Source organism: Streptomyces triticirhizae (assembly GCF_003696235.1).
Lineage (GTDB): Bacteria > Actinomycetota > Actinomycetes > Streptomycetales > Streptomycetaceae > Streptomyces > Streptomyces triticirhizae.
In genome coordinates this window covers 1-23,174 of record NZ_RFFJ01000099.1, presented here as the reverse complement: position 1 = coordinate 23,174, position 23,174 = coordinate 1, and the positions used below count along the sequence as shown (strand labels likewise).

The 23,174-nt window shown below is 72.2% G+C and carries 24 protein-coding genes; 11 read left to right on the top strand and 13 right to left on the bottom strand.

The window, feature by feature from the left end:
* Both EBN88_RS17770 and EBN88_RS17765 read left to right on the top strand, forming a co-directional pair.
* The coding region (locus EBN88_RS17770) for a magnesium and cobalt transport protein CorA (protein ID WP_147472752.1) at positions 1 to 1,037 on the top strand (1,037 nt) is incomplete at its 5' end.
* Positions 1,038 to 1,394: 357 nt separating this feature from the next.
* Positions 1,395 to 2,078 carry a DedA family protein gene (locus EBN88_RS17765; protein ID WP_122184876.1) on the top strand — a complete coding sequence of 228 codons (684 nt, stop codon included), beginning with the start codon at positions 1,395 to 1,397 and terminating at the stop codon, positions 2,076 to 2,078.
* Positions 2,079 to 2,148: 70 nt separating this feature from the next.
* On the opposite strand, the gene EBN88_RS17760 is transcribed toward EBN88_RS17765, so the two are convergent.
* From EBN88_RS17760 to EBN88_RS17705, 12 genes are all read right to left on the bottom strand, one after another.
* Positions 2,149 to 2,520 (bottom strand): YccF domain-containing protein, encoded by a 372-nt coding sequence (locus EBN88_RS17760; protein ID WP_122184875.1) that lies wholly within the window; start codon positions 2,518 to 2,520, stop codon positions 2,149 to 2,151.
* 15 nt (positions 2,521 to 2,535) lie between these two features.
* Positions 2,536 to 3,396 (bottom strand): zinc metalloprotease HtpX, encoded by an 861-nt coding sequence (gene htpX / locus EBN88_RS17755; protein ID WP_122184874.1) that lies wholly within the window; start codon positions 3,394 to 3,396, stop codon positions 2,536 to 2,538.
* A gap of 169 nt (positions 3,397 to 3,565) precedes the next feature.
* Positions 3,566 to 5,098 (bottom strand): NADH-quinone oxidoreductase subunit N, encoded by a 1,533-nt coding sequence (locus EBN88_RS17750; RefSeq protein WP_122184873.1) that lies wholly within the window; start codon positions 5,096 to 5,098, stop codon positions 3,566 to 3,568.
* Entirely contained in the window at positions 5,095 to 6,756 is a 1,662-nt protein-coding gene (locus tag EBN88_RS17745; RefSeq protein WP_122184872.1) for a complex I subunit 4 family protein, read from the bottom strand. Before EBN88_RS17745 ends, EBN88_RS17750 begins: the two co-directional genes overlap by 4 nt.
* A gap of 4 nt (positions 6,757 to 6,760) precedes the next feature.
* Entirely contained in the window at positions 6,761 to 8,686 is a 1,926-nt protein-coding gene (locus tag EBN88_RS17740) for an NADH-quinone oxidoreductase subunit 5 family protein (protein ID WP_122184871.1), read from the bottom strand.
* Positions 8,683 to 9,039: an NADH-quinone oxidoreductase subunit NuoK gene (gene nuoK / locus EBN88_RS17735; RefSeq protein ID WP_122184870.1), complete on the bottom strand. Its 357-nt coding sequence runs from the start codon at positions 9,037 to 9,039 to the stop codon at positions 8,683 to 8,685. The genes EBN88_RS17740 and nuoK overlap by 4 nt, the downstream gene beginning before the upstream one ends.
* Positions 9,039 to 9,599 carry an NADH-quinone oxidoreductase subunit J family protein gene (locus tag EBN88_RS17730; RefSeq protein ID WP_122184869.1) on the bottom strand — a complete coding sequence of 187 codons (561 nt, stop codon included), beginning with the start codon at positions 9,597 to 9,599 and terminating at the stop codon, positions 9,039 to 9,041. Before EBN88_RS17730 ends, nuoK begins: the two co-directional genes overlap by 1 nt.
* Positions 9,596 to 10,141 (bottom strand): NuoI/complex I 23 kDa subunit family protein, encoded by a 546-nt coding sequence (locus tag EBN88_RS17725; protein WP_122184868.1) that lies wholly within the window; start codon positions 10,139 to 10,141, stop codon positions 9,596 to 9,598. Before EBN88_RS17725 ends, EBN88_RS17730 begins: the two co-directional genes overlap by 4 nt.
* Entirely contained in the window at positions 10,138 to 11,097 is a 960-nt protein-coding gene (locus tag EBN88_RS17720) for a complex I subunit 1/NuoH family protein (RefSeq protein ID WP_122184867.1), read from the bottom strand. The genes EBN88_RS17725 and EBN88_RS17720 overlap by 4 nt, the downstream gene beginning before the upstream one ends.
* A gap of 2 nt (positions 11,098 to 11,099) precedes the next feature.
* Positions 11,100 to 11,987 (bottom strand): NADH-quinone oxidoreductase subunit C, encoded by an 888-nt coding sequence (locus EBN88_RS17715; RefSeq protein ID WP_122184866.1) that lies wholly within the window; start codon positions 11,985 to 11,987, stop codon positions 11,100 to 11,102.
* Positions 11,984 to 12,577 (bottom strand): NADH-quinone oxidoreductase subunit B, encoded by a 594-nt coding sequence (locus EBN88_RS17710; RefSeq protein WP_122184865.1) that lies wholly within the window; start codon positions 12,575 to 12,577, stop codon positions 11,984 to 11,986. Before EBN88_RS17710 ends, EBN88_RS17715 begins: the two co-directional genes overlap by 4 nt.
* A complete protein-coding gene (locus EBN88_RS17705) occupies positions 12,568 to 12,939 on the bottom strand; it encodes an NADH-quinone oxidoreductase subunit A (protein ID WP_122184864.1) in 372 nt (123 codons plus the stop codon). The genes EBN88_RS17710 and EBN88_RS17705 overlap by 10 nt, the downstream gene beginning before the upstream one ends.
* A gap of 181 nt (positions 12,940 to 13,120) precedes the next feature.
* Here EBN88_RS17705 and EBN88_RS17700 point away from each other — a divergent pair, with 181 nt between their 5' ends.
* The 9 genes from EBN88_RS17700 to EBN88_RS17660 all read left to right on the top strand — a co-directional run bounded on the left by EBN88_RS17700 (position 13,121) and on the right by EBN88_RS17660 (position 22,544).
* Positions 13,121 to 14,347, top strand: a complete 1,227-nt coding sequence (locus EBN88_RS17700) for a sensor histidine kinase (protein ID WP_122184863.1) — start codon at positions 13,121 to 13,123, stop codon at positions 14,345 to 14,347.
* Positions 14,344 to 15,639: a sensor histidine kinase gene (locus tag EBN88_RS17695; RefSeq protein WP_122184862.1), complete on the top strand. Its 1,296-nt coding sequence runs from the start codon at positions 14,344 to 14,346 to the stop codon at positions 15,637 to 15,639. The genes EBN88_RS17700 and EBN88_RS17695 overlap by 4 nt, the downstream gene beginning before the upstream one ends.
* Before the next feature lie 65 nt (positions 15,640 to 15,704).
* Positions 15,705 to 16,364, top strand: coding sequence for a response regulator transcription factor (locus tag EBN88_RS17690; RefSeq protein ID WP_122184861.1), 660 nt, complete (start codon positions 15,705 to 15,707; stop codon positions 16,362 to 16,364).
* A gap of 178 nt (positions 16,365 to 16,542) precedes the next feature.
* Positions 16,543 to 18,477: a 2-oxoacid:acceptor oxidoreductase subunit alpha gene (locus EBN88_RS17685; protein WP_122184860.1), complete on the top strand. Its 1,935-nt coding sequence runs from the start codon at positions 16,543 to 16,545 to the stop codon at positions 18,475 to 18,477.
* Complete coding sequence (locus EBN88_RS17680) at positions 18,467 to 19,555, top strand: 2-oxoacid:ferredoxin oxidoreductase subunit beta (RefSeq protein WP_122184859.1); 1,089 nt, start codon at positions 18,467 to 18,469, stop codon at positions 19,553 to 19,555. The genes EBN88_RS17685 and EBN88_RS17680 overlap by 11 nt, the downstream gene beginning before the upstream one ends.
* Before the next feature lie 129 nt (positions 19,556 to 19,684).
* A complete protein-coding gene (locus tag EBN88_RS17675; RefSeq protein WP_122184878.1) occupies positions 19,685 to 20,260 on the top strand; it encodes a Uma2 family endonuclease in 576 nt (191 codons plus the stop codon).
* Positions 20,261 to 20,349: 89 nt separating this feature from the next.
* Complete coding sequence (gene rarD, locus EBN88_RS17670) at positions 20,350 to 21,321, top strand: EamA family transporter RarD (protein WP_122184858.1); 972 nt, start codon at positions 20,350 to 20,352, stop codon at positions 21,319 to 21,321.
* A gap of 58 nt (positions 21,322 to 21,379) precedes the next feature.
* A complete protein-coding gene (locus EBN88_RS17665; RefSeq protein WP_407703424.1) occupies positions 21,380 to 21,625 on the top strand; it encodes a DUF6881 domain-containing protein in 246 nt (81 codons plus the stop codon).
* The gene (locus tag EBN88_RS17660; protein WP_233580757.1) at positions 21,615 to 22,544 is read left to right on the top strand and encodes a phosphotransferase family protein; all 930 of its coding nucleotides are present in this window, start codon (positions 21,615 to 21,617) and stop codon (positions 22,542 to 22,544) included. The genes EBN88_RS17665 and EBN88_RS17660 overlap by 11 nt, the downstream gene beginning before the upstream one ends.
* 81 nt (positions 22,545 to 22,625) lie before the next feature.
* Here EBN88_RS17660 and EBN88_RS17655 read toward each other — a convergent pair whose 3' ends face one another.
* The gene (locus EBN88_RS17655) at positions 22,626 to 23,018 is read right to left on the bottom strand and encodes an SRPBCC family protein (RefSeq protein WP_122184856.1); all 393 of its coding nucleotides are present in this window, start codon (positions 23,016 to 23,018) and stop codon (positions 22,626 to 22,628) included.
* Between the last annotated feature and the right edge of the window lie 156 nt (positions 23,019 to 23,174).

The following is a 23,174-nucleotide window of genomic DNA, read 5'->3' as shown; positions in this document are numbered from 1 at the left end:
CGGGGACCGGCGCCGCCGCGCCGGCGTCGGACGCCGTCGTGGACTGCGCGGTCTACCGCGACGGCGTGCGCCGCCCCGGCCCGCAGGACCCCGCCGCCGCGATCGGGCAGGCGCGGCGGCGCGGCGGCCGTGGCACGTTCGTCTGGATCGGCCTCTTCGAGCCGTCGGAGGCCGAACTCGCGGGCGTGGCCGAGCAGTTCGGCCTTCACCCGCTGGCCGTCGAGGACGCGGTCCACGCCCACCAGCGGCCGAAGCTCGAACGCTATGACGAGACCCTCTTCATGGTGCTCAAGACGGTGCGCTACGTCAGCCACGGCGAACTCACCTCGACCAGCGAGGTGGTGGAGACGGGCGAGATCATGGTCTTCGTCGGCTCCGACTTCGTGATCACCGTGCGCCACGGCGCGCACGGCGGGCTGGGCGCGCTGCGGCGGAGCCTGGAGGAGAACCCGAGGCAGCTGGCCAAGGGCCCCTCCGCGGTGCTGCACGCGATCGCCGACCAGGTGGTCGACCACTATCTGGACGTGGCGGCGGATGTCAGGGACGACATCGACGAGATCGAGTCGGCGGTGTTCGCCGACACCCGGGGCGACGCCTCGCAGGTTGGCCGGATCTACCAGCTCAAGCGCGAGGTGCTGGAGCTGAAGCGCGCGGTGACGCCGCTGGACCGGCCGCTCCAGCAGCTGTCGGAGACCTCGATCGGCGTGGTGCACCCGGAGATCCGCAGCTACTTCCGCGACGTGGCCGACCATCTGACCCGGGTCGCCGACCAGGTCGGCGGCTACGACGCGCTGATCGACTCGATCCTCCAGGCCAATCTGGCGCAGGTGCAGGCCACCCAGAACGAGGACATGCGCAAGATCACCGCCTGGGCGGCGATCATCGCGGTGCCGACGATGGTGTGCGGGGTCTACGGCATGAACTTCGAGCACATGCCGGAGCTGCGTTGGAGGTTCGGCTATCCGCTGGTGCTGGCGGTGATCGCGACGGCGAGCTGGCTGATCCACCGGGGCTTCCGGCGGAACGGCTGGCTGTAGCCAGCGGCCGGTGCGGCGATGCACTGCCGTTCTTCGCTGTGGCGAACGGCGGAACGGGACGGGCGGCGGGGGGGCGCCGGCCCGGGTCGGCACCCGTCGCGTGCCCGGCGCGCGGGCGGGGGAACGGTGGCGTGCGGCGGGCCGGCGCGGGGGCCGGACCCGCCGTGGCGAACGTTCGCCGGCCCGTGACCGGCGGATCGGGGTGTGATGTCGCACACCTTTCGAACCGCGCGGGCCGCCGGGCGGCGGCGCCCGCGCCGGGCCGCACGGTCACCGGAGATGTCCGGACCAAAACCGGACGTGACCGTTACGGATCAACAGCAGCGTCGAGAGCTTCCATTACTTAGCCTTGCGGGCATGAACGATGCGATCCTCCAGGCGGTCGAAGACTTCGTCTCCACCCCGTGGGTGTATCTGGCGCTGTACGCCATCGCGACGCTGGACGGATTCTTCCCCGTGGTGCCCAGCGAGACGCTGGTCATCACCCTGGCAGTGTTCGCGGCAGCGAACGGCGAGCCGAATGTCGTTCTGATCATCGTGGTCGCCGCGCTCGGCGCGTTCACCGGGGATCACATCTCCTACTACATAGGGCGAAAGTCCGGGGCGCGGATCTACGCCAAGCTCAAGCCGGGCTCCCGAACGCGGAAGGCGTATGACGGGGTGGCCCGCATGTTGGAGAAGCGCGGCGGCCTGGTGCTGGTGGTCGCCCGCTACATTCCCGGCGGGCGGACGGCCGCGACGCTCACCACGGGGGCCACGGCCTATCCGCTGCGCTCGTTCTCCCTCTACGACACGATCGCCGCCGTCTCCTGGGCGGTCTACTCGACGGCCATCGGCTACATAGGCGGCCACGCCTTCGAGGAACAGCCGCTGCGCGGGGTGATGGTGGGGCTCGGCCTGGCCCTGGGGATCACGCTGCTGCACGAGGGCTTCCGCTATCTGCGGGAGCGCTATGTGACGGCGAAGCGGGGTGGCGACGGGGTGCGCGAGGAGGAGGCGGCCGCCGGGGAGCGCGCCGAGGAGGCCGCCCGGCGGCGTTGAACCACGCCACGAGGAACGGCGGCCCGGCGATGCCACCCGGGCCGCCGTTCGCGCTTGGGCGGGGGGGCGGTCAGGCGGGGACGATCTCCCGGCCCAGGGGCAGCAGCGAGACCGGCACCAGCTTGAAGTGCGCGATGCCGAACGGGATGCCGATCACCGTCACGCAGAACGCGACGCCGGCCGCGATATGGCCGAGGGCGAGCCAGATCCCGGCCACGATCAGCCAGATCACATTGGCGATGCCGGAGGCCAGCCCGGCGTCGTGCCGATCGGTGACCCGGTAGCCGAACGGCCAGAGGGCGTACCGGGCGATGCGGAAGCAGGCCACGCCGAAGGGGATGGTGACGATCAGCGCGCAGCAGATCACCCCCGCCACGGCATAGCCCAGGGCCATCCAGAAACCGGAAAAGACGAGCCAGACAACGTTCAGAAGGGTTCGCACCCGAACAGCATGGCGTCAACGGCCGCCGCCCGCCATCCTTTCCAGCCGGGCAATGCGCTCGGCCATGGGCGGGTGGGTGGCGAACATCCTGGCCATGCCCTCGCCCCTGCGGAACGGGTTGGCGATCATCAGGTGGCTGGCCGTCTCCAGCTGCGGCTCGGGGCGCAGCGGCAGCCGCTGGGTGCCGGCCTCCAGCTTGCGCAGCGCGCTGGCCAGGGCCAACGGGTCACCGGTGAGCCGGGCGCCGGCCGCGTCCGCCTCGTACTCGCGGGACCGGCTGACCGCGAGCTGGATCAGCGAGGCGGCGATCGGGCCGAGCAGCATCACCAGCAGCATCCCCATCAGCCCGGGCCCCTCGTCGTCGTCGCGGCCGAACGGAAGGAACCAGGCGAAGTTCACCAGGAACATGATCACGGAGGCCATCGCTCCGGCCACCGAGGAGATCAGGATGTCGCGGTTGTAGACATGACTCAGCTCGTGTCCGATCACGCCGCGCAACTCGCGCTCGTCGAGCAGCCGCAGGATGCCCTCGGTGCAGCAGACGGCGGCGTTGCGTGGGTTCCGTCCGGTAGCGAAGGCGTTGGGGGCCTCGGTCGGCGAGATGTAGAGCCGGGGCATCGGCTGGCGGGCCTGGCCGGCCAGCTCGCGGACCATCCGGTAGAGGCCGGGGGCCTCGAACTCCCCGACGGGCCGGGCCCGCATGGAGCGGAGCGCGAGCCTGTCGCTGTTCCAGTAGGCGTAGCCGTTGGTGGCCAGCGCGACCACCAGGGCGATGAGCAGCCCGGTGCGGCCGAAGAGGCTGCCGATGACCAGAATCAGCGCGGACATGCCGCCCAGCAGTGCGGCCGTCCTGAGTCCGTTGTGCCGGCGGTGCACGGTGTGCCCTCCAGATCGCGCGTGGGGGTGCCCGGATCATCCCGGATGGTGAGGCTTCTCCACTCACAGTGGACACTCCCGAAGTGCACAACGCCACATGAAGGGGATGCGTTCCCGGATGACGTTCCGTCGCGTTCGCCCTACGTTTCGCCCCCGGAGCCGTCGTGCTCTACAGCCCGCCGCCGGTGAACGTGAGGATCAGCTGCGGGGCGCCGGAGAGCACGAGGGCGACGGAGGCGGCGAGCGCGATCGCGGTGGAGACGGCGAACGTCGGCCGCCCCGGCTCGCGCCCGGGGTCCTGGGCCGGCTGGAACAGCAGCGCCGTCCAGCGCAGGTAGTAGACGAGCGCGACGGCCACGTTCAGCGCCATCACCACCGCCAGCACGCCGAGCCCCGCGTCCACCGCCGAGCGGAAGACCGCGACCTTGGCGAAGAGCCCGATCACCCCAGGCGGCAGCCCGGCGAGGCAGAGCAGGAAGAACGCCAACGCCAGCGCGGCGAGCGGCCGTTCGGCGAACAGCCCACGGAAGTCGGCGACCCGCCGCCCCGCCGGAGGCGTTCCGCGCCGGTCGTGGACGACGAGGGCGAGCACGGCGAACGCGCCCAGGTTGACCGCGCCGTACATCAGCGCATAGGCCAGCGCGGTGCCGACCGCGTCCCGCGCCGCGCCGCCGTCCTCGACGAAGCCGGCCGCCGCCAGCGGCACCAGGAGATAGCCGGCCTGCCCGACCGAGGACCAGGCCAGCAGCCGCACCGCGCTGTGCGCGCCGTCGGCCGCGACGCGCAGCGCCGCGACGTTGCCGACCGTCATCGTCAGCCCGGCCAGCACCGCCAGCGGCGGGCCCCAGACGTTCCCGTGCCCGGGGAAGGCGCCGGTGGTCACCAGCGCCAGCCCGGCCAGCCCGGCGGTCTTGCCGACCACCGAGAGATAGCCGGCCACCGGCAGCGGCGCGCCCTGGTAGGTCTCCGGCACCCAGAAGTGGAACGGCACGGCGGCGACCTTGAAGACGAAGCCGACCAGGGTCAGCGCCACGCCCGCCTTGGCGAGGGTCGCCAACTGGGGGGCGGCCTCGGGCAGTTCGGCGGCGATCTCGCTCAGGAAGAGGCTGCCGGCGCCGGCGTAGACGAAGCTGACGCCCAGCAGCCCGACGGCGGTCGCCGTGACCGAGGAGAGGAAGAACTTCAGCGCCGCCTCGGGCCCGGTGGCGCTCCCCCGGCGCAGCCCGACCAGCGCGTACGCCGGCAGCGTGGTCACCTCCAGGGCGATGACCAGGGTGGCCAGGTCGCGGGCGGCCGGCAGCAGCGCGGCGCCCGAGGCCGAGGAGAGCAGCAGGAACCAGAACTCCCCGCCCGGCAGCCCGTCCCGGTCCCCCTCCCCCGCGCCGCGCAGCTCGGGAACGGTCAGCAGCGCCGCGAGCAACGCCCCGCCCAGCACCAGCAGTTGCACCAGCAGCGCGAAGCGGTCCGCGCTGTAGGAGCACAGCCCGGGATCGTCGGCCAGGCAGAACGTGGTGCGGTCGTCGTTCCACAGCGGCGCCAGCGCGGCCAGGGCCAGCGCCAGGCCGCCGACCGTGACCCAGGCCAGCGCGGCCTTGCGGCCCGCCGGCAGGAAGAGGTCGGCGACCAGCACCACCACGGCGGCCACGGCGGTGACCAGCGGGGGCGCGAGCGCCGCCCAGTCCACGTTCTGGATCAGGTTCAACGGACCACTCCCGGCAGGAGGAGTTGCACGGCGGGATCGGTGAGGTGCAGCAGCACGGCCGGCCAGAGACCGGCCAGCACGGTGAGCGCGACCAGCGGCGCGAACGCCGCGTACTCGTGCCCGCGCAGGTCGGGCAGCGCGGGCAGCGCGGGCGGGGCGGGGCGCGCCTCGGCGTCGCTGGCCGCCGCCGACGACCCCGCCGGCACCGGGGCCGCCGCCGGCACCGGCCCCATGCAGATCCGGCGCACCACCAGCAGCAGATAGGCGGCGGTCAGCAGGGTGCCGAGGGCCGCCACCGCGAGATAGGTGAGGAACGCCGGCCGGCTCAGCCCGTCGGCCGGGTGGAACGCGCCCAGCATGGCGAGGAGTTCACCCCAGAAGCCGGCCAGGCCAGGCAGCCCCAGCGAGGCGACGGCGGCGAACGCCAGCAGCCCGCCGAGCCGGGGCGCCCGGCCGTAGAGCCCGGCGCCCGCCGCGCCGGCCAGGGCGTCGATGTCGGTGGAGCCGGTGCGCTCCTTCACCGCGCCGACCAGGAAGAACAGCAGCCCGGTGATCAGCCCGTGGGCCACGCCGGCGAAGAGCGCCCCGTTGACCCCGCTGTGGGTCATGGTCGCGACGCCCAGCAGCACGAAGCCCATGTGGCCGACGGAGGAGTAGGCGATCAGCCGCTTGAGGTCGCCGCCCGCGCCGGCGCGCACCAGGGCCAGGCAGGCCAGCGAGCCGTAGATGATCCCGACCACGGCGAACGCGCCCAGGTAGGGAGCGAAGAACCGCATCCCCTCGGGCGCCACCGGCAGCGCGATCCGCACCAGCCCGTAGGTGCCCATCTTCAGCAGCACCCCGGCCAGCAGCACCGAGCCGACGGTCGGCGCCGCCGTGTGCGCGTCCGGCAGCCAGCTGTGCAGCGGCCACATCGGGGTCTTCACGGCCAGCCCGAAGCCGATCGCCAGCACGGCGAGGATCTGGGTGGTGCGGGTCAGCCCCGAGCCCTGCGCCTCGGCGAGCGCCACCATGTCGAACGTGCCGGCCCGCACGCCGACCAGCAGCAGCCCGAGCAGCATCAGCACCGAGCCCAGCACGGTGTAGAGGACGAACTTCCAGGCGGCGGCCGCCCGTTCGGCGCCTGACCCGTTGCCCCAGCGGGCGATCAGGAAGTACATCGGGACCAGCACGGTCTCGAAGGCCAGGAAGAACAGCACCAGGTCCAGCACCGCGAAGGTGGCCAGCATCCCGGTCTCCAGCAGCAACAGCAGCGCCACGAACGCGCGCGGCCCCGGCCGGCCCTCGCCCGTCGGCGGGCGGACGTACGAGTAGAGCGCGGCCAGGAACGTCAGCAGCGCCGTCAGCACCAGCAGCGGCAGCGAGATCCCGTCCACGCCCAGGTGGAACCGCACGTCCCAGGCCGGCACCCACGCCACGTCGGTCTCGGCCTGCACCGCGCCCGGCCGGTCGTGGTCGAAGGCCAGCGCCAGCACCACCGTCGCCACCAGCACCACGCCGGTGACGGTGACGCCGTGCCGCAGCACATCCCGGTCCGGGCCGCCCGCGCCGCGCAGCCCGGGCGGCGCGGGCAGCAACGCGGCCAGCGCGCCCACCAGCGGCAGCGCCAACGCCGCGACCAGCAGCGCCTGTTGGACCGATTCGGAGAGCGTGATCATGGCCTCAGTCCCCCACCGCGACGAGCACGGCCGCCACGCCGAGCACCAGCGCCCCGGCGACCAGCGCGCTCAGATACGTCTGGACGTTCCCGGTCTGGGCGCGGCGGGCCAGCGTGCCCAGCAGCCCGGGCGCGCCGGCCGCGCCCCGCACATAGGTGTCGATCACCGCGCGGTCCAGGAACCGCACCAGCCCGGCCGCCGCCCGCACCGGCCGCACCACGGCGGCGGCGTAGAGCGCGTCCGCGTGGAAGCCGGCCTCGGCGTGCGGGCGCAGCGGGCCGAGGAGCGCGGGCGCCGGGTCCTCGGCGACGCCGCTCTCGTAGGCGCGGCGCCAGGCGGCGTAGGCGGCGGTGCCGCCGAGCACGGCGGCGCCGGTGGCCAGCACCGATGTGGTCAGGGTCGGGGCGAGCGAGCCGCCGTCGAACCACTCCGGCAACTCCCCGTAGGCCAGGCCCAGCAGCAGCGAGGGCACCATCAGCAGCCACAGCACGCCGGTCATGGCGCCGGAGGCCCGTTCGCCCGGCGGCACCGACTCGGTGCGGGCGCGGACCGGGTCGTGGAAGGCGAGCAGCCACAGCCGGGCGGCGTAGGCGGCGGTCAGCAGCGCGGTCGCCAGGCCGGCCACCAGCACCACCCAGCCGGCGGCGGCCGGCGCGGCGAGGCTGGAGGAGGCGCCGTGCGCGTTGTCCAGCGCGGCGTGTTCGGCGGCGCCGATCACCGCCTCCTTGGAGAAGAAGCCGGCGAACGGCGGTATCGCGGCGAGCGCCAGCAGCCCGACCGTCATCGCCCAGAACGCGTCGGGCGCCCGCCGCCGCAGGTCGCGCATCCGCGACATCGCGGCCAGCGAGCCGGTGCCGGCCGTCTGGATCAGCACCCCGGCCGCCAGGAAGAGCAGCGCCTTGAACGCGCCGTGCGTCAGCAGGTGGAAGATGGCGGCCTCCCGGTCGACGACGGCCAACGCGCCGGCCATGAAGCCGAGTTGGCCGATCGTCGAGTAGGCGAGGACCCGCTTGACGTCGTCCTGGGCGAGCGCGGCCAGTGCCGAGCCGACCATGGTGAGCGCCGCCATCGCTGCCAGCACCACCAGCGCGGCGGCCGAGGCGGCGAATACCGGCAGCAGCCGCGCCACGAAGTAGACGCCTGCGGCCACCATGGTGGCGGCGTGGATCAGCGCGGAGACCGGCGTCGGGCCGGCCATCGCGTCGGGCAGCCAGGTGTGCAGCGGCACCTGCGCCGACTTGCCGGCGACGCCGGCCAGCAGGAGCAGCGCGACCAGCGTGGGGTGCGCCAGCTCGAAGCCGGAGAGCGAGGAGGAGAGCCGGGCGACGATCTCGCTGATGCGGAAGCTGCCCGCGTCCGAGGCCAGCGCCAGGATGCCGATCAGGAACGGCACGTCGCCGAGCTTGGTGACCAGGAACGCCTTGAGCGAGGCGGAACGGGCGGCCGCCGTCTCCCAGTAGTGCCCGACCAGGAAGTACGAGCAGACGCCCATCACCTCCCAGCCGACCAGCAGCACCACCAGGTCGTCGGTGTAGACCACCAGCAGCATCGCCGAGGTGAAGAGCGAGACCAGCGCGGCGTAGGAGGGGTAACGGGCGTCGCCGCGCAGATAGCCCGTCGAGTACAGCTGCACGCAGCCGGCGACGACGGCGACCAGCACGGCCACCAGGACCGCGAACCCGTCGAGGCGCAGGGCCAGTTCGATGGGCAGGGTCTCGTTCCCCGTCGGCGCCAGCTCGGTCGCGGCGAGCAGCGGCTCCTCGCCGCGCTGGCGGACGGCGACCAGCACGGCCAGCGCGACGGCGGCCAGGGTCGGCAGCACCGCCAGCGGCTGGACGAAGCCGGGCGCCCGGCGCCCGGTCAGCAGGATGACGGCGGCGGCCAGCGCGGGCAGCAGCGGAACGAGGACGGCGGCGGTCGTGGTGTTCACGTGGTGGTGGTCTCCCGGCTCGCCGCGCCCTCCGGTTCCTCCTCGTCGCGGTCGGCCAGCGCGCGGAGCTGGTCGACGGCGGAGGTGGCCCGGTTGCGGTGGACGAGCAGCACGATGGCCAGGCCGACGCCGATCTCGGCGGCGGCCAGGGCGATGAGGAAGAGGGTGAAGACCTGGCCGGTGTGGACCTCGTCCCGCAGCCACACGTCGAAGGCGACCAGGTTGAGGCTGACGGCGGCGAGCATCAGCTCGACCGACATCAGCACCAGGATGGCGTTGCGGCGGGCCAGCACGCCGTAGATCCCGACGCAGAACAGCAGCGCGGCCAGCACCGCCGGATAGACCAGGTGCATCAGCGCGCCCCCCGCTCGTCGGCCTGTCCGTCCGCTCGGTCCGCGCGGGCGCGGGAGAGCGCGATGGCGCCGACCAGCGCGGCCAGCAGCAGCACCGACAGCGCCTCGAACGGCAGCACCCAGGCGCGGAAGAGGCTGTCGCCCAGCGCGGCGGACTCGCCGTGCGGGGTCTCCAGGTCGATCCAGGTGGTGCGGAAGGCGTCCACGACCAGCGTCACCAGGGTGGCAGCCGAGGCCAGCGCGACGGCCAGCGCGACCCGGCGGTTGCCCGAGTCGACGTCGGGCGAGGGCCCGATGGGCGCGCGGGTGAGCATCAGCCCGAAGAGCAGCAGCACCACGACCGAGCCCAGATAGATCAGCACCTGCACCCAGGCCACGAACTCGGCGGTCAGCAGCAGGTACTCGACGGCAAGACCGCCGAGCGCCACCACCAGCCAGAGCGCGGCGTGCACCAGCTGGCGGGTGGTCACGCAGAGCACGGCGGCGCCGAGGACGACGAGGCCGACCAGGACGAAGACGATCTCCTGCCCGGAGGTGGTGAGGATCTCCCGCTCGGTCATCCGTCCCCCGCCTCCCCCTGTGTGGCCTTCTCGGCGGCCTTCTCGGCGGCCTTGCGGGCGGCGGCGATCTCCTTGGGCTCCTCGGCGGCCTCGTCCAACGGTGGCGGCTCGGGCACCGTCCACATCCAGGCGCGCAACGTGTCCCGTTCATGGGTCAGTTCACGAATGTCCGTGGTCGCGTACTCGAACTCCGGCGACCAGAACAGGGCATCGAACGGGCAGACCTCGACGCAGATGCCGCAGTACATGCACAGCGCGAAGTCGATCGCGAACCGGTCGAGCACGTTGCGGCTGCGCTCCCGCCCGCCGGGCGTGGTCGCCGGCAGCGTCTCCTTGTGGGAGTCGATATAGACGCACCAGTCGGGGCACTCGCGGGCGCAGAGCATACAGACGGTGCAGTTCTCCTCGAACAGCCCGATCACGCCCCGGCTGCGCGGCGGCAGTTCGGGCTGCTCCTCCGGATACTGGGCGGTGACCGCGCGCCGGGTCATGGTGCGCAACGTGATCGCCAACCCCTTGGCGAGACCCGATCCCAGGCTCATCCAGTCACCACCTTGATCACTCCGGTCAACGCGATCTGGGCCAGCGCGAGCGGCACCAGCACGGTCCAGGCGAACCGCTGGATCTGGTCGGCGCGCAGCCGGGGCCAGGCGACGCGCGCCCAGATCACCACGAAACACAGCGCGCCGGTCTTGAGCAGCGTCCACAGCCAGCCGAGCTGGTCGGCGAACGGGCCGTGCCAGCCGCCGAGGAACAGCACGGCGGTGAGCGCGGAGATCACCACGATCCCCGCGTACTCGGCGAGCAGGAAGAACGCGAAGCGCAGCCCCGAGTACTCGGTGTAGGCGCCGAAGATGATCTCCTCGGGCGCGATGGGCGCGTCGAACGGCGGCCGTTGCAGCTCGGCGAGTCCTGCGGTGAAGAACACGAACGCGCCGACCAGCTGCCAGGGCACCCACCACCACTGGAACGCGTCGAGGATGCCGGTCAGGCTCAACGTGCCGGCCGCCATCGCCACCGAGGCGGCGGAGAGCAGCAGCGGCAGTTCGTACGCCATCAGCTGGGCGGCGGTGCGCAGCCCGCCGAGCAGCGCGTACTTGTTGGCCGAGGCCCAGCCGGCGATCAACGAACCGAGCACGCCGACGCCGAGCACCGCGAGCACGAAGAACACGCCGGCGTCGGGGGCCTCCCCGACCATGCCCTCCGGGCCGAACGGGATGGCGATCAGCACGACGAGATACGGAACGAGCGCGACGGCCGGCGCGAGCCGGAAGATCCGCCGGTCAGCGCCGTCCGGGACGGTGTCCTCCTTCTGCGCGAACTTCACGCCGTCGGCGATCAGTTGCGCCCAGCCGTGGAACCCACCCGCGTGCATGGGCCCGACCCGGCCCTGCATATGGGCCATGGCCTTGTGCTCCAACTGCCCGACGAGCAGCGGAAAGACGAGAAAGGCGACCAGGACCGCCAGCAGGCGGATCGCGACATCGAGCCAGTCCATGCTCACCGGCCCCCCTGCCGGGAGTCCCCTTGCCGAGGCGGCTTTCCGGAGCCGTCGGCCTCGCCGTTCCCCTTCGGGGAAGCCGCACGGGCCGACGGACCGTCGGGGGCGGCGTTCGGCACCGCCGCGCCGGCACCCGAACCCCCGCCGCCCTGCGGCGAATCCGCCGAACCACCGGAGGCACCAGCGGCCCGCTGACTCGCCGAACCCTCACTCACCGAACGCGAACGACGCGGCCGCACCGGTCGCTCACCCCCGGCACCGCCGGAGGCGCCCGCGCCGCGGCGCGGCCGCGCCGGCCGGTCGTCCCCGGCACCGCCGGAGGCACGCCCCCTGAGCGGACCCCACTCGTTCGGGTCGGGCACCCCCGGCGGGAGGGGCTGGCGGCGGCGGGGGGTCTCGCCGCCCGGTTCCTTCGCGCCGGGCCACTGCTTGGCCACCCGCGCCGCCAACACGAAGTCCTTCCGCAGCGGATGCCCCTCGAAGCTCTCCGGCAGAAGCAGTTTGCCCAGCCCCGGATGCCCGGGGAAGTCGATCCCGAACATCTCGTGCGTCTCCCGTTCGTGCCACGCCGCGCCGGCGTACACGCCCGTCGCCGTCGGCAGCGACGGCGCCTCGTGCGGGACGGCGGTCCGCAGCAGCAGCCTGCGCGGCGGGGTGCCGAGGGCCACGACGTGCGCGCAGACCCGCAGCAGGCCCTCGCCCGGTTCGTCCACCGCGCTCAGCCAGTCGAAGAAGTCGCAGCCCAGCTCGGAGCGGGCCGTCTCCAGCGCCGCCGGCCAGGCGTCCCCGGGCGGGACGTCGACGGTCAGCACGTCGTACGCCTCGTGTGCTTCCGTTCCCTCGCCGAAGATCTCCGCCGCCTCGCGCGGCAGCCATCCCACGGTCATGGGGCGTCCCGCCGGACCAGATCGCTGGTCAGCGCCGCGGCGGACGGCGCGGACGCACCGCGCGCCGTGGGCGCGTCCCCGGAGCCCCCGGAGGGATACCGTTCCGCCACCGACTCCTCCGCGATCTTCTCCTGGAGCTTGAGGATGCCCTGGAGCAGCGCCTCCGGGCGGGGCGGGCAGCCGGGGACGTAGACGTCGACGGGGATGATCTGGTCGACGCCCTTGGTGACGGCGTAGGAGTCCCAGTACGGGCCGCCGCAGTTGGAGCAGGCGCCGAAGGAGATGACGTACTTGGGCTCCGGCATCTGCTCGTAGAGCCGCCTGATGGCCGGGGCCATCTTGTCGGTGACCGTGCCGGAGACCACCATCAGGTCGGCCTGCCGGGGCCCGGGCGCGAACGGGATGACGCCCAGCCGGATGAAGTCGTGCCGTGACATCGAGGCCGCGATGAACTCGATGGCGCAGCAGGCCAGTCCGAAGTTGAAGACCCACAGGCTGTAGCGGCGGCCCCAGTTGAGGATCACCTTCATGGGCTCGGGCGCCAGCCGCGCCAGCGGCCCCAACGCGCTCCGCGCCGGTCTCAGGTCCATGTGAGCACGCCCTTCCTCCAGGCATAGAGGAGTCCGACGGACAGGAAGCCCAGGAAGACGAACATCTCCACCAGGGTGGCCGCGCCGAAGCCGTCGGCGGCGAAGACCGTGGCCCAGGGGAAGAGGAAGACCGAGTCCACGGCGAAGATCACATAGAGGAAGGCGTAGATGTAGTAGCGCACCTGGGTGTGCGCCCAGCCCTCGCCGACGGGGTCGACGCCGCACTCGTAGACCAGCAGCTTCTCCGGCGTGGGCACCGAGGGGCGCAGCAGGTGGCCGGCGACGAAGGCCACCGTGACGAAGAGCACGCCGACCACCGCGACCAGACCGACGACGGTGTAGCCGTGGAAGTAGTCGGGCACGTTGGGGCCTCCGGGCGGGCGATGTCAGGGAGGGCTGACTCACCGGGAGTCTAGGGGGTCGTGGGCCGGTTGTGACCATGACGGGTGCCGGTTGTGGGCGCGACGGGGTGGGGGTAGCCCCACCGTCGTTCACCGACATACCCCATGGTGTCGGATTGGCGCGGCGGGCAGGCTGGGACCCATGATCAGCCGAGATACCGCTCGTGGCTCTTCCGCCTGGCGCGGGGAGGAGTCGTTGCCGCCCCCGCGTTCGCCGCTGTCGGCGGTGACGTGGGGGGAGTGCGCGTATCTGCTGTCCAGCTGGGTTCCGGGGCTGATCTCCTTTGTCTACGTCCTGACCTGGTTCTATGTGGGCGCGCTGTCGGCGCTGACCGTCGTCGGCCTGCCGGTGTTGGCGTTCGGGCTGCTGGGCTGCCGCCTGCTCGGCCGGGTGGAGCGGATGCGGGCGCGGGCGTTGCTGGCCGTCGAGGTGGACGAGCCGAGCCCGACGCGGGCGCTGCGGCGCTCGGGGTTCGTCAGCTGGCTGTGGGCGGTGCTGAAGGACCCGGTGGGGTGGCGTTCGGCGCTGTTCGGGGTGGTGCACCTGCCGTGGGCGCTGCTGACGCTGGTGGTCACGCTGACCGCGTTCTTCGTGGCCTGGCCGGCTCTGCCGTGGTTGACCCGCTGTCTGAGCCATGTGGACCGGGCGCTGGTGCGGGTGTTGTTGTCGCCGTCCGACGAGTTGGAGCGGCGGATCGCGGAGTTGGAGTCGGACCGGGTCTCCGTGACGGACACGGCCAGCGCCGATCTGCGGCGGATCGAACGGGATCTGCACGACGGGGCACAGGCCCGGCTCGTCGCCCTGGCCATGGACCTGGGCCTGGCCAAGGAGAAACTCACCGAAGACCCCGAAACAGCCGCCCGCATGGTCGACGAAGCCCACGGCGAGGTCAAACTCGCCCTCCAGGAACTCCGCGACCTCGCCCGAGGCATCCACCCCGCCGTCCTCACCGACCGAGGACTCGGCCCCGCCCTCTCCTCAGCCGCCGCCCGCTGCACCGTCCCCGTCACCATCGACATCGACCTCACCACCCGACCCGCACCCGCCATCGAAGGCATCGCCTACTTCACCACCACCGAACTCCTCACCAACATCAGCAAACACAGCCACGCCCACCACGCCACCATCGACATCTGGCGCACCGACAACCGCCTCATGCTCCAGGTCACCGACGACGGACACGGCGGCGCCACCCCCACCAACGGCACCGGCCTCGCCGGCCTCGCCGAACGACTCACCGCCGTCGACGGCCTCCTCGCCATCGACTCACCCCACGGCGGACCCACCACCATCACCGCCGAACTCCCCTGGCGCGACCGCGACGGGAGCAGGCACGAGAACAAGCGCGAAGGGAAGACCGGCCGATGAACGTGCTGCGTCTGACCGTTGGCGCCCGCACCTGGCGTGAGGGCTTCCACGGTCTGTTGAACCTGCCGGTGGCACTGATCGGCTTTGTCAGCGCGGTGAGCGGCCTGGCCGTCAGCGGAGCGTTGCTGATCACCTTTGTCGGTCTGCCGCTGATGGCGCTGGTGCTGCTCTTCCTGCGCGGCTTCGGCGCGATGGAGCGGACGCGGGCGTCGCTGCTGCTGGACCTCGACGTTCCGGCGCCCGACCCGCTGCACACCAGGGACGGCAGGAACGGCCTGCTGGCCTGGATCGGCGCCGTGCTGCGGAACAACGCCTCCTGGCGGTCCACCGCCTACGCGCTGATCCATCTGCCGTGGGCGCTGGTGACGTTCACGGTGGTGACGGTCGCCTGGTGCGGCGGCTGGGCGGCGGTGAGCTACCCGCTGTGGTTCTGGGCGTTGAGCGACAAGCCGGGCGTCAACGTCGACAACGAGGGCAACGGCTGGGTCTGGGACAACCCGCTGGAGGTGCTGATGGTGGTGGCGGCCGGGGTGCTGCTGCTGATCGCCGGCGCGGTGCTGATCCGGGGGATGGCCTCCGTCGACCGGGCGCTGGTCTCGGCCCTGTTGGGGCCGTCGTCGGCGGCGGCCCGGGTGTTCCAGCTGGAGGAGGACCGTTCGGTGGTGGTCGACACCTCGGCCGCCGATCTGCGGCGGATCGAACGGGATCTGCACGACGGGGCACAGGCCCGGCTCGTCGCCCTGGCCATGGACCTGGGCCTGGCCAAGGAGAAACTCACCGAAGACCCCGAAACAGCCGCCCGCATGGTCGACGAAGCCCACGGCGAGGTCAAACTCGCCCTCCAGGAACTCCGCGACCTCGCCCGAGGCATCCACCCCGCCGTCCTCACCGACCGAGGACTCGGCCCCGCCCTCTCCTCAGCCGCCGCCCGCTGCACCGTCCCCGTCACCATCGACATCGACCTCACCACCCGACCCGCACCCGCCATCGAAGGCATCGCCTACTTCACCACCACCGAACTCCTCACCAACATCAGCAAACACAGCCACGCCCACCACGCCACCATCGACATCTGGCGCACCGACAACCGCCTCATGCTCCAGGTCACCGACGACGGACACGGCGGCGCCACCCCCACCAACGGCACCGGCCTCGCCGGCCTCGCCGAACGACTCACCGCCGTCGACGGCCTCCTCGCCATCGACTCACCCCACGGCGGACCCACCACCATCACCGCCGAACTCCCCTGGCGCGACCGCGACGGCACCGAGGGCGGCGCCCGCCCGAGATGAGCCGGCGCCGAGGGGAACGGGGGTGAGATGCTTCAGGTCGATCGTTCGACACGGGGAGTGGGCCGGTGCGGGTAGTGATCGCCGAGGACTCGGTGCTGTTGCGGGAGGGGCTGACCCGGCTGTTGAACGACCGGGGGCACGAGGTGGTCGCCGGCGTGGGCGACGCGGAGGCGCTGGTCGCCGCGATCGAGGAGCTGGCGGCGGCCGGGAGCCTGCCGGACGTGGTGGTGGCGGACGTGCGGATGCCGCCGACCCACACCGACGAGGGCGTCCGGGCGGCGGTGCGGCTGCGGCAGCGCCACCCCGAGCTGGGGGTGCTGGTGCTCTCGCAGTATGTGGAGGAGCAGTACGCGACGGAGCTGCTCGCCGGCTCCTCGCGGGGCGTCGGCTATCTGTTGAAGGACCGGGTGGCCGACGTCAGCGAGTTCGTGGCGGCGGTGACCCGGGTCGCCGAGGGCGGCACCGCGCTGGACCCCGAGGTGGTCGCGCAGCTGCTGGGCCGCAGCAGGAAGCAGGACGTTCTGGTGGGCCTCACGCCCCGGGAGAAGGAGGTCCTGGGCCTGATGGCCGAGGGCCGCACCAACTCCGCCATCGCACAGCAGCTCGTGGTGAGCCACGGGGCGGTCGAGAAGCACGTGAGCAACATCTTCATGAAGCTCGGTTTGGCACAGAGTGACACAGATCACCGGCGGGTTCTGGCGGTGCTCACCTATCTCAACTCCTGACCCCCTGCCACGCTGGAGATGAGGCGAACGCCCGGCGCCCGGCCGGGAGTTGTAGAAACCGAGGCCACAACGGGGGCCACGGGGGAACCACCCGTCCACGCCAGGCGTGTTCACGGGTGGCGATGGTGTGAAGCCCCTGTGTGACGCACATGGGAAGGCAACCCTTACCCCCCGTACCATGGCCGACAAGAGCTGCCTCGCAAGGAGGGCTACAGCAGTGACCACCGAGGTCAACCAGGGGAGCCAGGGCCACAAGGACGTCAGGCGTCTGGACCGGGTCATCATCCGGTTCGCGGGGGATTCCGGAGACGGAATGCAGCTGACGGGCGACCGGTTCACGTCGGAGACCGCGTCGTGGGGGAACGACCTCTCCACGCTGCCGAACTTCCCGGCGGAGATCCGCGCCCCGGCCGGCACCCTGCCGGGTGTCTCCTCGTTCCAGGTGCACTTCGCCGACCACGACATCCTCACCCCGGGCGACGCCCCCAACGTCCTGGTGGCCATGAACCCGGCCGCGCTCAAGGCCAACGTCGCGGACCTGCCGCGCGGCGCGGAGATCATCGTCAACACCGACGAGTTCACCTCCCGCGCGCTGGCCAAGGTCGGCTACGCGGGCAACCCGCTGGAGGACGACTCCCTCGACGGCTACCGGGTCCACCAGGTGCCGCTGACCACGCTGACCGTGGAGGCGCTCAAGGGGTACGACCTGACCAGGAAGGAGGCCGGCCGCTCGAAGAACATGTTCGCGCTGGGCCTGCTCTCCTGGATGTACCACCGGCCGACGGAGAACACGGAGGCGTTCCTGCGGGCGAAGTTCGCCAAGCGCCCCGAGATCGCCGAGGCCAACATCACGGCGTTCCGCGCGGGGTGGAACTTCGGCGAGACCACCGAGGACTTCGCCGTCTCCTACGAGGTGGCGCCGGCCGTCTCCGCGTTCCCCGCCGGCACCTACCGGAACATCTCGGGCAACCTGGCGCTGGCCTACGGCCTGATCGCCGCCGCCGAGCAGGCCGACCTGCCGCTGTTCCTCGGCTCCTACCCGATCACCCCGGCCTCCGACGTGCTGCACGAGCTGTCCAAGCACAAGAACTTCGGGGTGCGCACCTTCCAGGCCGAGGACGAGATCGCCGGCATCGGCGCCGCGCTGGGCGCGGCGTTCGGCGGCTCGCTGGGCGTCACCACCACCTCGGGCCCTGGCGTGGCGCTGAAGTCGGAGACCATCGGCCTGGCGGTCTCCCTGGAGCTGCCGCTGCTGATCATCGACATCCAGCGCGGCGGCCCCTCCACGGGCCTGCCGACCAAGACCGAGCAGGCCGACCTGCTCCAGGCGATGTACGGGCGGAACGGCGAGGCCCCGGTGCCGATCGTGGCGCCGGCCACCCCGGGCGAGTGCTTCACGGCGGCGCTGGAGGCGGCGCGGATCGCGCTGACCTACCGCACCCCGGTCTTCCTGCTCTCCGACGGCTACCTGGCCAACGGCTCCGAGCCGTGGCGGGTGCCCGAGCCGTCCGAACTCCCGGACCTGCGCGTCCAGTTCACCACCGCGCCCAACCACACGCTGGACGACGGCAGCGAGGTCTTCTGGCCGTATCTGCGGGACGAGACGACGCTGGCCCGCCCGTGGGCGGTCCCCGGCACGCCCGGCCTCGAACACCGCATCGGCGGCATCGAGAAGCAGGACGGCACGGGCAACATCTCCTACGACCCGGCCAACCACGAGCACATGGTGCGCGTCCGGCAGGCCAAGGTGGACGGCGTCAGCGTTCCCGACGTCGAGGTCGACGACCCGAGCGGCGAGGCGAAGGTGCTGGTGCTGGGCTGGGGCTCCACCTACGGCCCGATCACCGCCGCCGTCCGGCGGGTCCGCCGCGCCGGCGGCACCATCGCCCAGACGCATGTGCGCAGCCTCAACCCGCTGCCCGCCAACCTCGGCGAGGTGCTGCGCTCCTACGACCGGGTGCTGCTCCCCGAGATGAACCTCGGCCAGCTGGCCACCCTGCTGCGCGCCAGGTACCTGGTCGACGTGCGGTCCCTGACCCAGGTCACCGGGCTGCCGTTCAAGGCCGAACAGCTCGCGTCCGCTTTCAAGGAGGCTCTGGACGATGTCCACTGAGGCGCCCATCCAGCCGCGCACCCCGCTGGCCCTCATCCCCACCGCCGACAAGCCGCAGACCGCGAAGGACTTCAAGTCGGACCAGGAGGTCCGCTGGTGCCCCGGCTGCGGTGACTACGCGGTGCTGGCCGCCGTCCAGGGCTTCCTGCCGGAGCTGGGCCTGGCCAGGGAGAACATCGTCTTCGTCTCCGGCATCGGCTGCTCCTCCCGCTTCCCGTACTACATGAACACCTACGGGATGCACTCGATCCACGGCCGCGCCCCGGCGATCGCCACCGGCCTGGCCGCCGCCCGCCGCGACCTGTCGGTGTGGGTGGTGACCGGCGACGGCGACGCGCTCTCCATCGGCGGCAACCACCTGATCCACGCGCTGCGCCGGAACGTGAACCTGAAGATCCTCCTCTTCAACAACCGGATCTACGGGCTCACCAAGGGCCAGTACTCGCCGACCTCCGAGACCGGCAAGATCACCAAGTCCACGCCGATGGGCTCGCTGGAGACCCCGTTCAACCCGGTCTCGCTGGCGCTGGGCGCTGAGGCGTCCTTCGTGGCCCGCACGGTGGACTCCGACCGCAAGCACCTGACCGGCGTGCTGCGCGCGGCGGCCGAGCACCACGGCTCGGCGCTGGTGGAGATCTACCAGAACTGCAACATCTTCAACGACGGCGCCTTCGAGGTGCTCAAGGACAAGAAGCAGGCGCAGGAGGCGGTGATCCGCCTCGAACACGGCGAGCCGATCCGCTTCGGCCTGCCGGCCGAGGACGGGCTGGGCGAGAAGGGCGTCGTCCGCGACCCGGAGTCGGGCGACCTGCGGGTGATCGACGTGGCGACCGAGGGCACCGACGGCATCCTCACGCACAACGCCCACGCGGCGACCCCGACCACGGCGTTCGCCCTCTCCCGGCTGGCCGACCCGCAGACCCTGCACCGGACGCCCATCGGCATCTTCCGCAGCGTGCCCCGGCCGGCGTACGAGGACCAGATGGCCGAGCAGCTGGAGCAGGCCGTGGAACGGCGCGGCAAGGGCGACCTGGCGACCCTGCTCGCCGGCGGCGACACCTGGACCGTGGCGGGCTGACCAGCCCCACCGTCAGCCGCGTCACCTCCGTCAACACACCGATCCCCCGCTCTCCCGTTCGAGTGGGGGATCGTCGTATGGAGCGAGTAGCCTGAAAACGCCTGCGAGGATCTGGCCATGGGAGCAGTGATGAGTGTTGAGCCCGACTCCACCCACCAGTGGCCGCGTCCGCCCCAGGACGGCTATGTCGCGGATGATCTGGACCGGCTGCCGAATCTGCCTCCCCACACGGAGCTGATCGACGGGAGCCTGATCTTCGTGAGTCCCCACACCTTCTTCCACATGCGGGTGCTTCGGCGCTTGGAGAGCCAGCTCGTCCTTGCCGCGCCCACGGGGTGGGAGGTCGCCAGGGAAATGACGATCGTCCTCGGGAAAAAGGACCGTCCTGAGCCGGACGTCATGGTGCTGAGTACCGACAGCAGCACCGACGGCCAGACCTCCGTCCCGCCCGAGGACGTGGTCCTCGCCGTCGAGGTGGTGTCGGCCGAGTCTCGGGCGCGGGATCGGGAGACCAAGCCGCGCAAGTACGCGGGGGCCGGGATTCCGCACTTCTGGCGCGTGGAGTCGGAGGACGGGCGGCCCGTGGTGTATGTCTACGAGCTGGACCCGGCCACCCGCGCCTACGTTCCGACGGGCATCCACCGCGAGCAGTTGAAGCTCTCCGTTCCGTTCCCGGTCGACATCGATCTCTCCGTGCGCCGCTGAGACCAACCCCCGGAACGGGAATGCCACGGACGTCCGCCGGCGCTACCGTCGGGGAAGGTTTGGCCCTGGGTGCGTGGAGGCGGTCGGTGATGGGAACGGCGACGACCAGTAGGTCGGGGCTGGCGCTGGGGCTCGGGGCCTTCGGCATGTGGGGGCTGCTGCCGCTGTACTGGCGGCTGTTGGACGACATCGGCGCCTTCGAGGTCCTCGCCCACCGCATGGTGTGGTCGCTGCCGACCGCGCTGCTGCTTCTGCTGCTGGCCCGCAGCTGGTCCTGGATACGCCCGCTGGTCCGCCAGCCGAAGCGGCTCGGCCTGCTGGCGATCTCCGCCACGCTGATCTCCGTGAACTGGGCGATCTTCATCTGGTGCGTGGCCCACGACCGCGTTCTCGAAGCGTCGTTGGGGTACTTCATCAACCCGCTGTTCACCATCGCGCTCGGCGTGCTGGTCCTCCGCGAGCGGCTGCGGCCCGCGCAGTGGGTCGCGGTCGGCGTCGGCACGGTGGCCGTGCTGGTGATGAGCGTGGCCTACGGGCAGGTGCCCTGGCTCTCGCTCGCCCTCTCGATCAGCTTCGGCACCTACGGACTGGTGAAGAAGCACACCGCGCTCGACGGCCTGGAGGGCTTCAGCGCGGACACCGCGCTCCAGTTCCTGCCGGCGCTGGGCTATCTGCTGGTGCTGACCGCCAGGGGCGAGGGCTCGTTCACCGCCGAAGGCCCGGGCCAGGCGCTGCTGTTGGTCGCCAGCGGGCTGGCGACCGCGCTGCCGCTGATCTTCTTCGGCGCGGCCACGGTGCGACTGCCGCTCTCCACGGTGGGGCTGATGCAGTACCTCGCGCCGAGCACGATGTTCCTGCTGGGGCTCTTCGTCTTCCACGAGGAGATGCCGCCGGAGCGGTGGATCGGCTTCGGGCTGGTGTGGACCGCGCTGACCGTGCTCACCTGGGACGCCCTCCGCCAGGCCCGCCGCCGCCAGCGCACCGTCGCCCGCCACACGCCGACGCCGGCGGAGCGCGCGGGCGGGCAGGGCGTGGAGGGCGTGGAGGAACGCGCCGGCTGACGGGCGGGGCACGCGGTACTGGAAGGTCTCCTGGCACCACCGGTTCGTCGAGGAGCCGATCACCCTCTACAGCGAACTCGGGGAGGACGGCTGGGAGGTGCGGCGCGTCGAGGAGTTCCGGGACGGGACGACCGGTTGGGCCGACGGGCACGGGAACAGCGCGCGGACGTTCCTCGCCGAGGTGCCGTTCGGGGACCCGGCCGAGGTGGCCGCGCGGGAGGAGTTCACGCTGTTCCTGATCGGGCGCCGGGAGTTCGAGGCCGTCTGGGAACGCGCCCGGCGGGGAGCGCCGCGTGCTGGCTGACGCTACCCGGGCCTGGGTCGAGGGACGGTTGGCGCCCGGGGAACGGATCGCCGCGATCCGGCCGCTGCGGGGTGGCTGGACCTCCCGGATGTGTCGGCTGACGGTCGAAGGGCCGGACGGGGAACGGGCGTTGGTGCTGCGGTCGTTCCTCACCCCGTTCTTCCGGCGGCACGCGCCCGGGCTGCTGACGCGCGAGCACCGGGTGTTGGGCCTGCTGGCCGGCACGCCGGTGCCGGCGCCGGGGCCGGTGGCGGTGGACGCCGACGGGCGGCGGTGCGCCGAACCGTCGCTGCTGATGACGCTGCTGCCGGGCGCGGTGCGGCTGGCCGAGGACGGCGGGGTCGGCGCACGCGTCGAGGCGTTGGCCGCCGCGCTGTGCGCGGTGCACCGGGTGGCGGCCGAGGGCCCCGACCGCCCGCGCGCCTACCAGGCGTGGACCGCCCCGGAACGGGTCCGGGTGCCAAAGGCCACGGCGCGCCCCGCGCTCTGGCGGCGGGCGGTCGCCGCGATCGACCGGCCGGCGCCGGCCTGGCGGGGCAGCTTCCTGCACCGCGACTTCCACCCGGGCAACGTGCTCTTCGACGGGGCTGGCCGGGTCAGCGGGGTCGTCGACTGGGTCGAGACCTCCTGGGGGCCGACGGATCTGGACGTGGCGCACTGCGCGACCGCGCTGGCCCTGCTGCACGGTCCCGAGGTGGGTCTGGCGTTCCCCCGGCGCTATCTGGCCGCCGGTGGCGCGCTGGCCGAACGGGCCGAAGACCGGCGGTACTGGCGGCTGTTGGACGCGCTGGCCTACGCGCCCGAGGCGGAGAAGGTCGCCGGGCCCTGGCGGGAGTTGGGGCGGACCGACCTCACGGCCGGGGTGCTGGCCGGGCGGCTGGAGGAGTATCTGGCGGGGGTCGTCGACGGGCCGGCCTGACCCGGGGGCCGGCCGCCGCCACGGAGACCCGGAGGATCGGCCCCTGCCCACGGGCCGACCGGAGGACCAGCGCCGCCCGGCTCAGCCCAGGGCCTCGGCGACGGCGGCCAACACGGCCTTCCAGTGGGCGCGTTGCCGCTCCCGCGCGGCGGCGTCCGGGAGCCGTTCCTGGTGGAAGGTGAGCGAGGTGGCGGCGCCCTCGCGGGCCGGCCGCAGGGTGAACTGGACGGTGGTGTCGTCGAAGGTGAGGCGCACCCGTTCGCCGGCGCGGTAGCCGCGCAGCTCGCCCGAGGGGCCGTCGCCCTCGGTGGCGTAGCGGGCGCCGACCTCGGTCGGCAGCGTGGCGCCCGGGCCCAGCCAGCGGGCGAGGCCGGCGGGTCCGGTGAGGAAGTCCCAGACGGCGGCTGGCGGATGGGGCAGGGTCCCGGAGACCCCGATCTGCCAGCCGGCGTCCCTGGTGAGTCCGGTGGGCATGACGCTTCTCTCCTTCGGTGGGCCGGACGCTAGGTGTTCTGTCCGGGGAGGTTGTGGACGGTGATGTAGGTCTCGGTTAGGGGTCTTGAATGGGGGAGGGCCTTCTGGGTTCGGTGTGGATTGCGACATCTGCACCGACCTTGAGAAGGCCCTCAT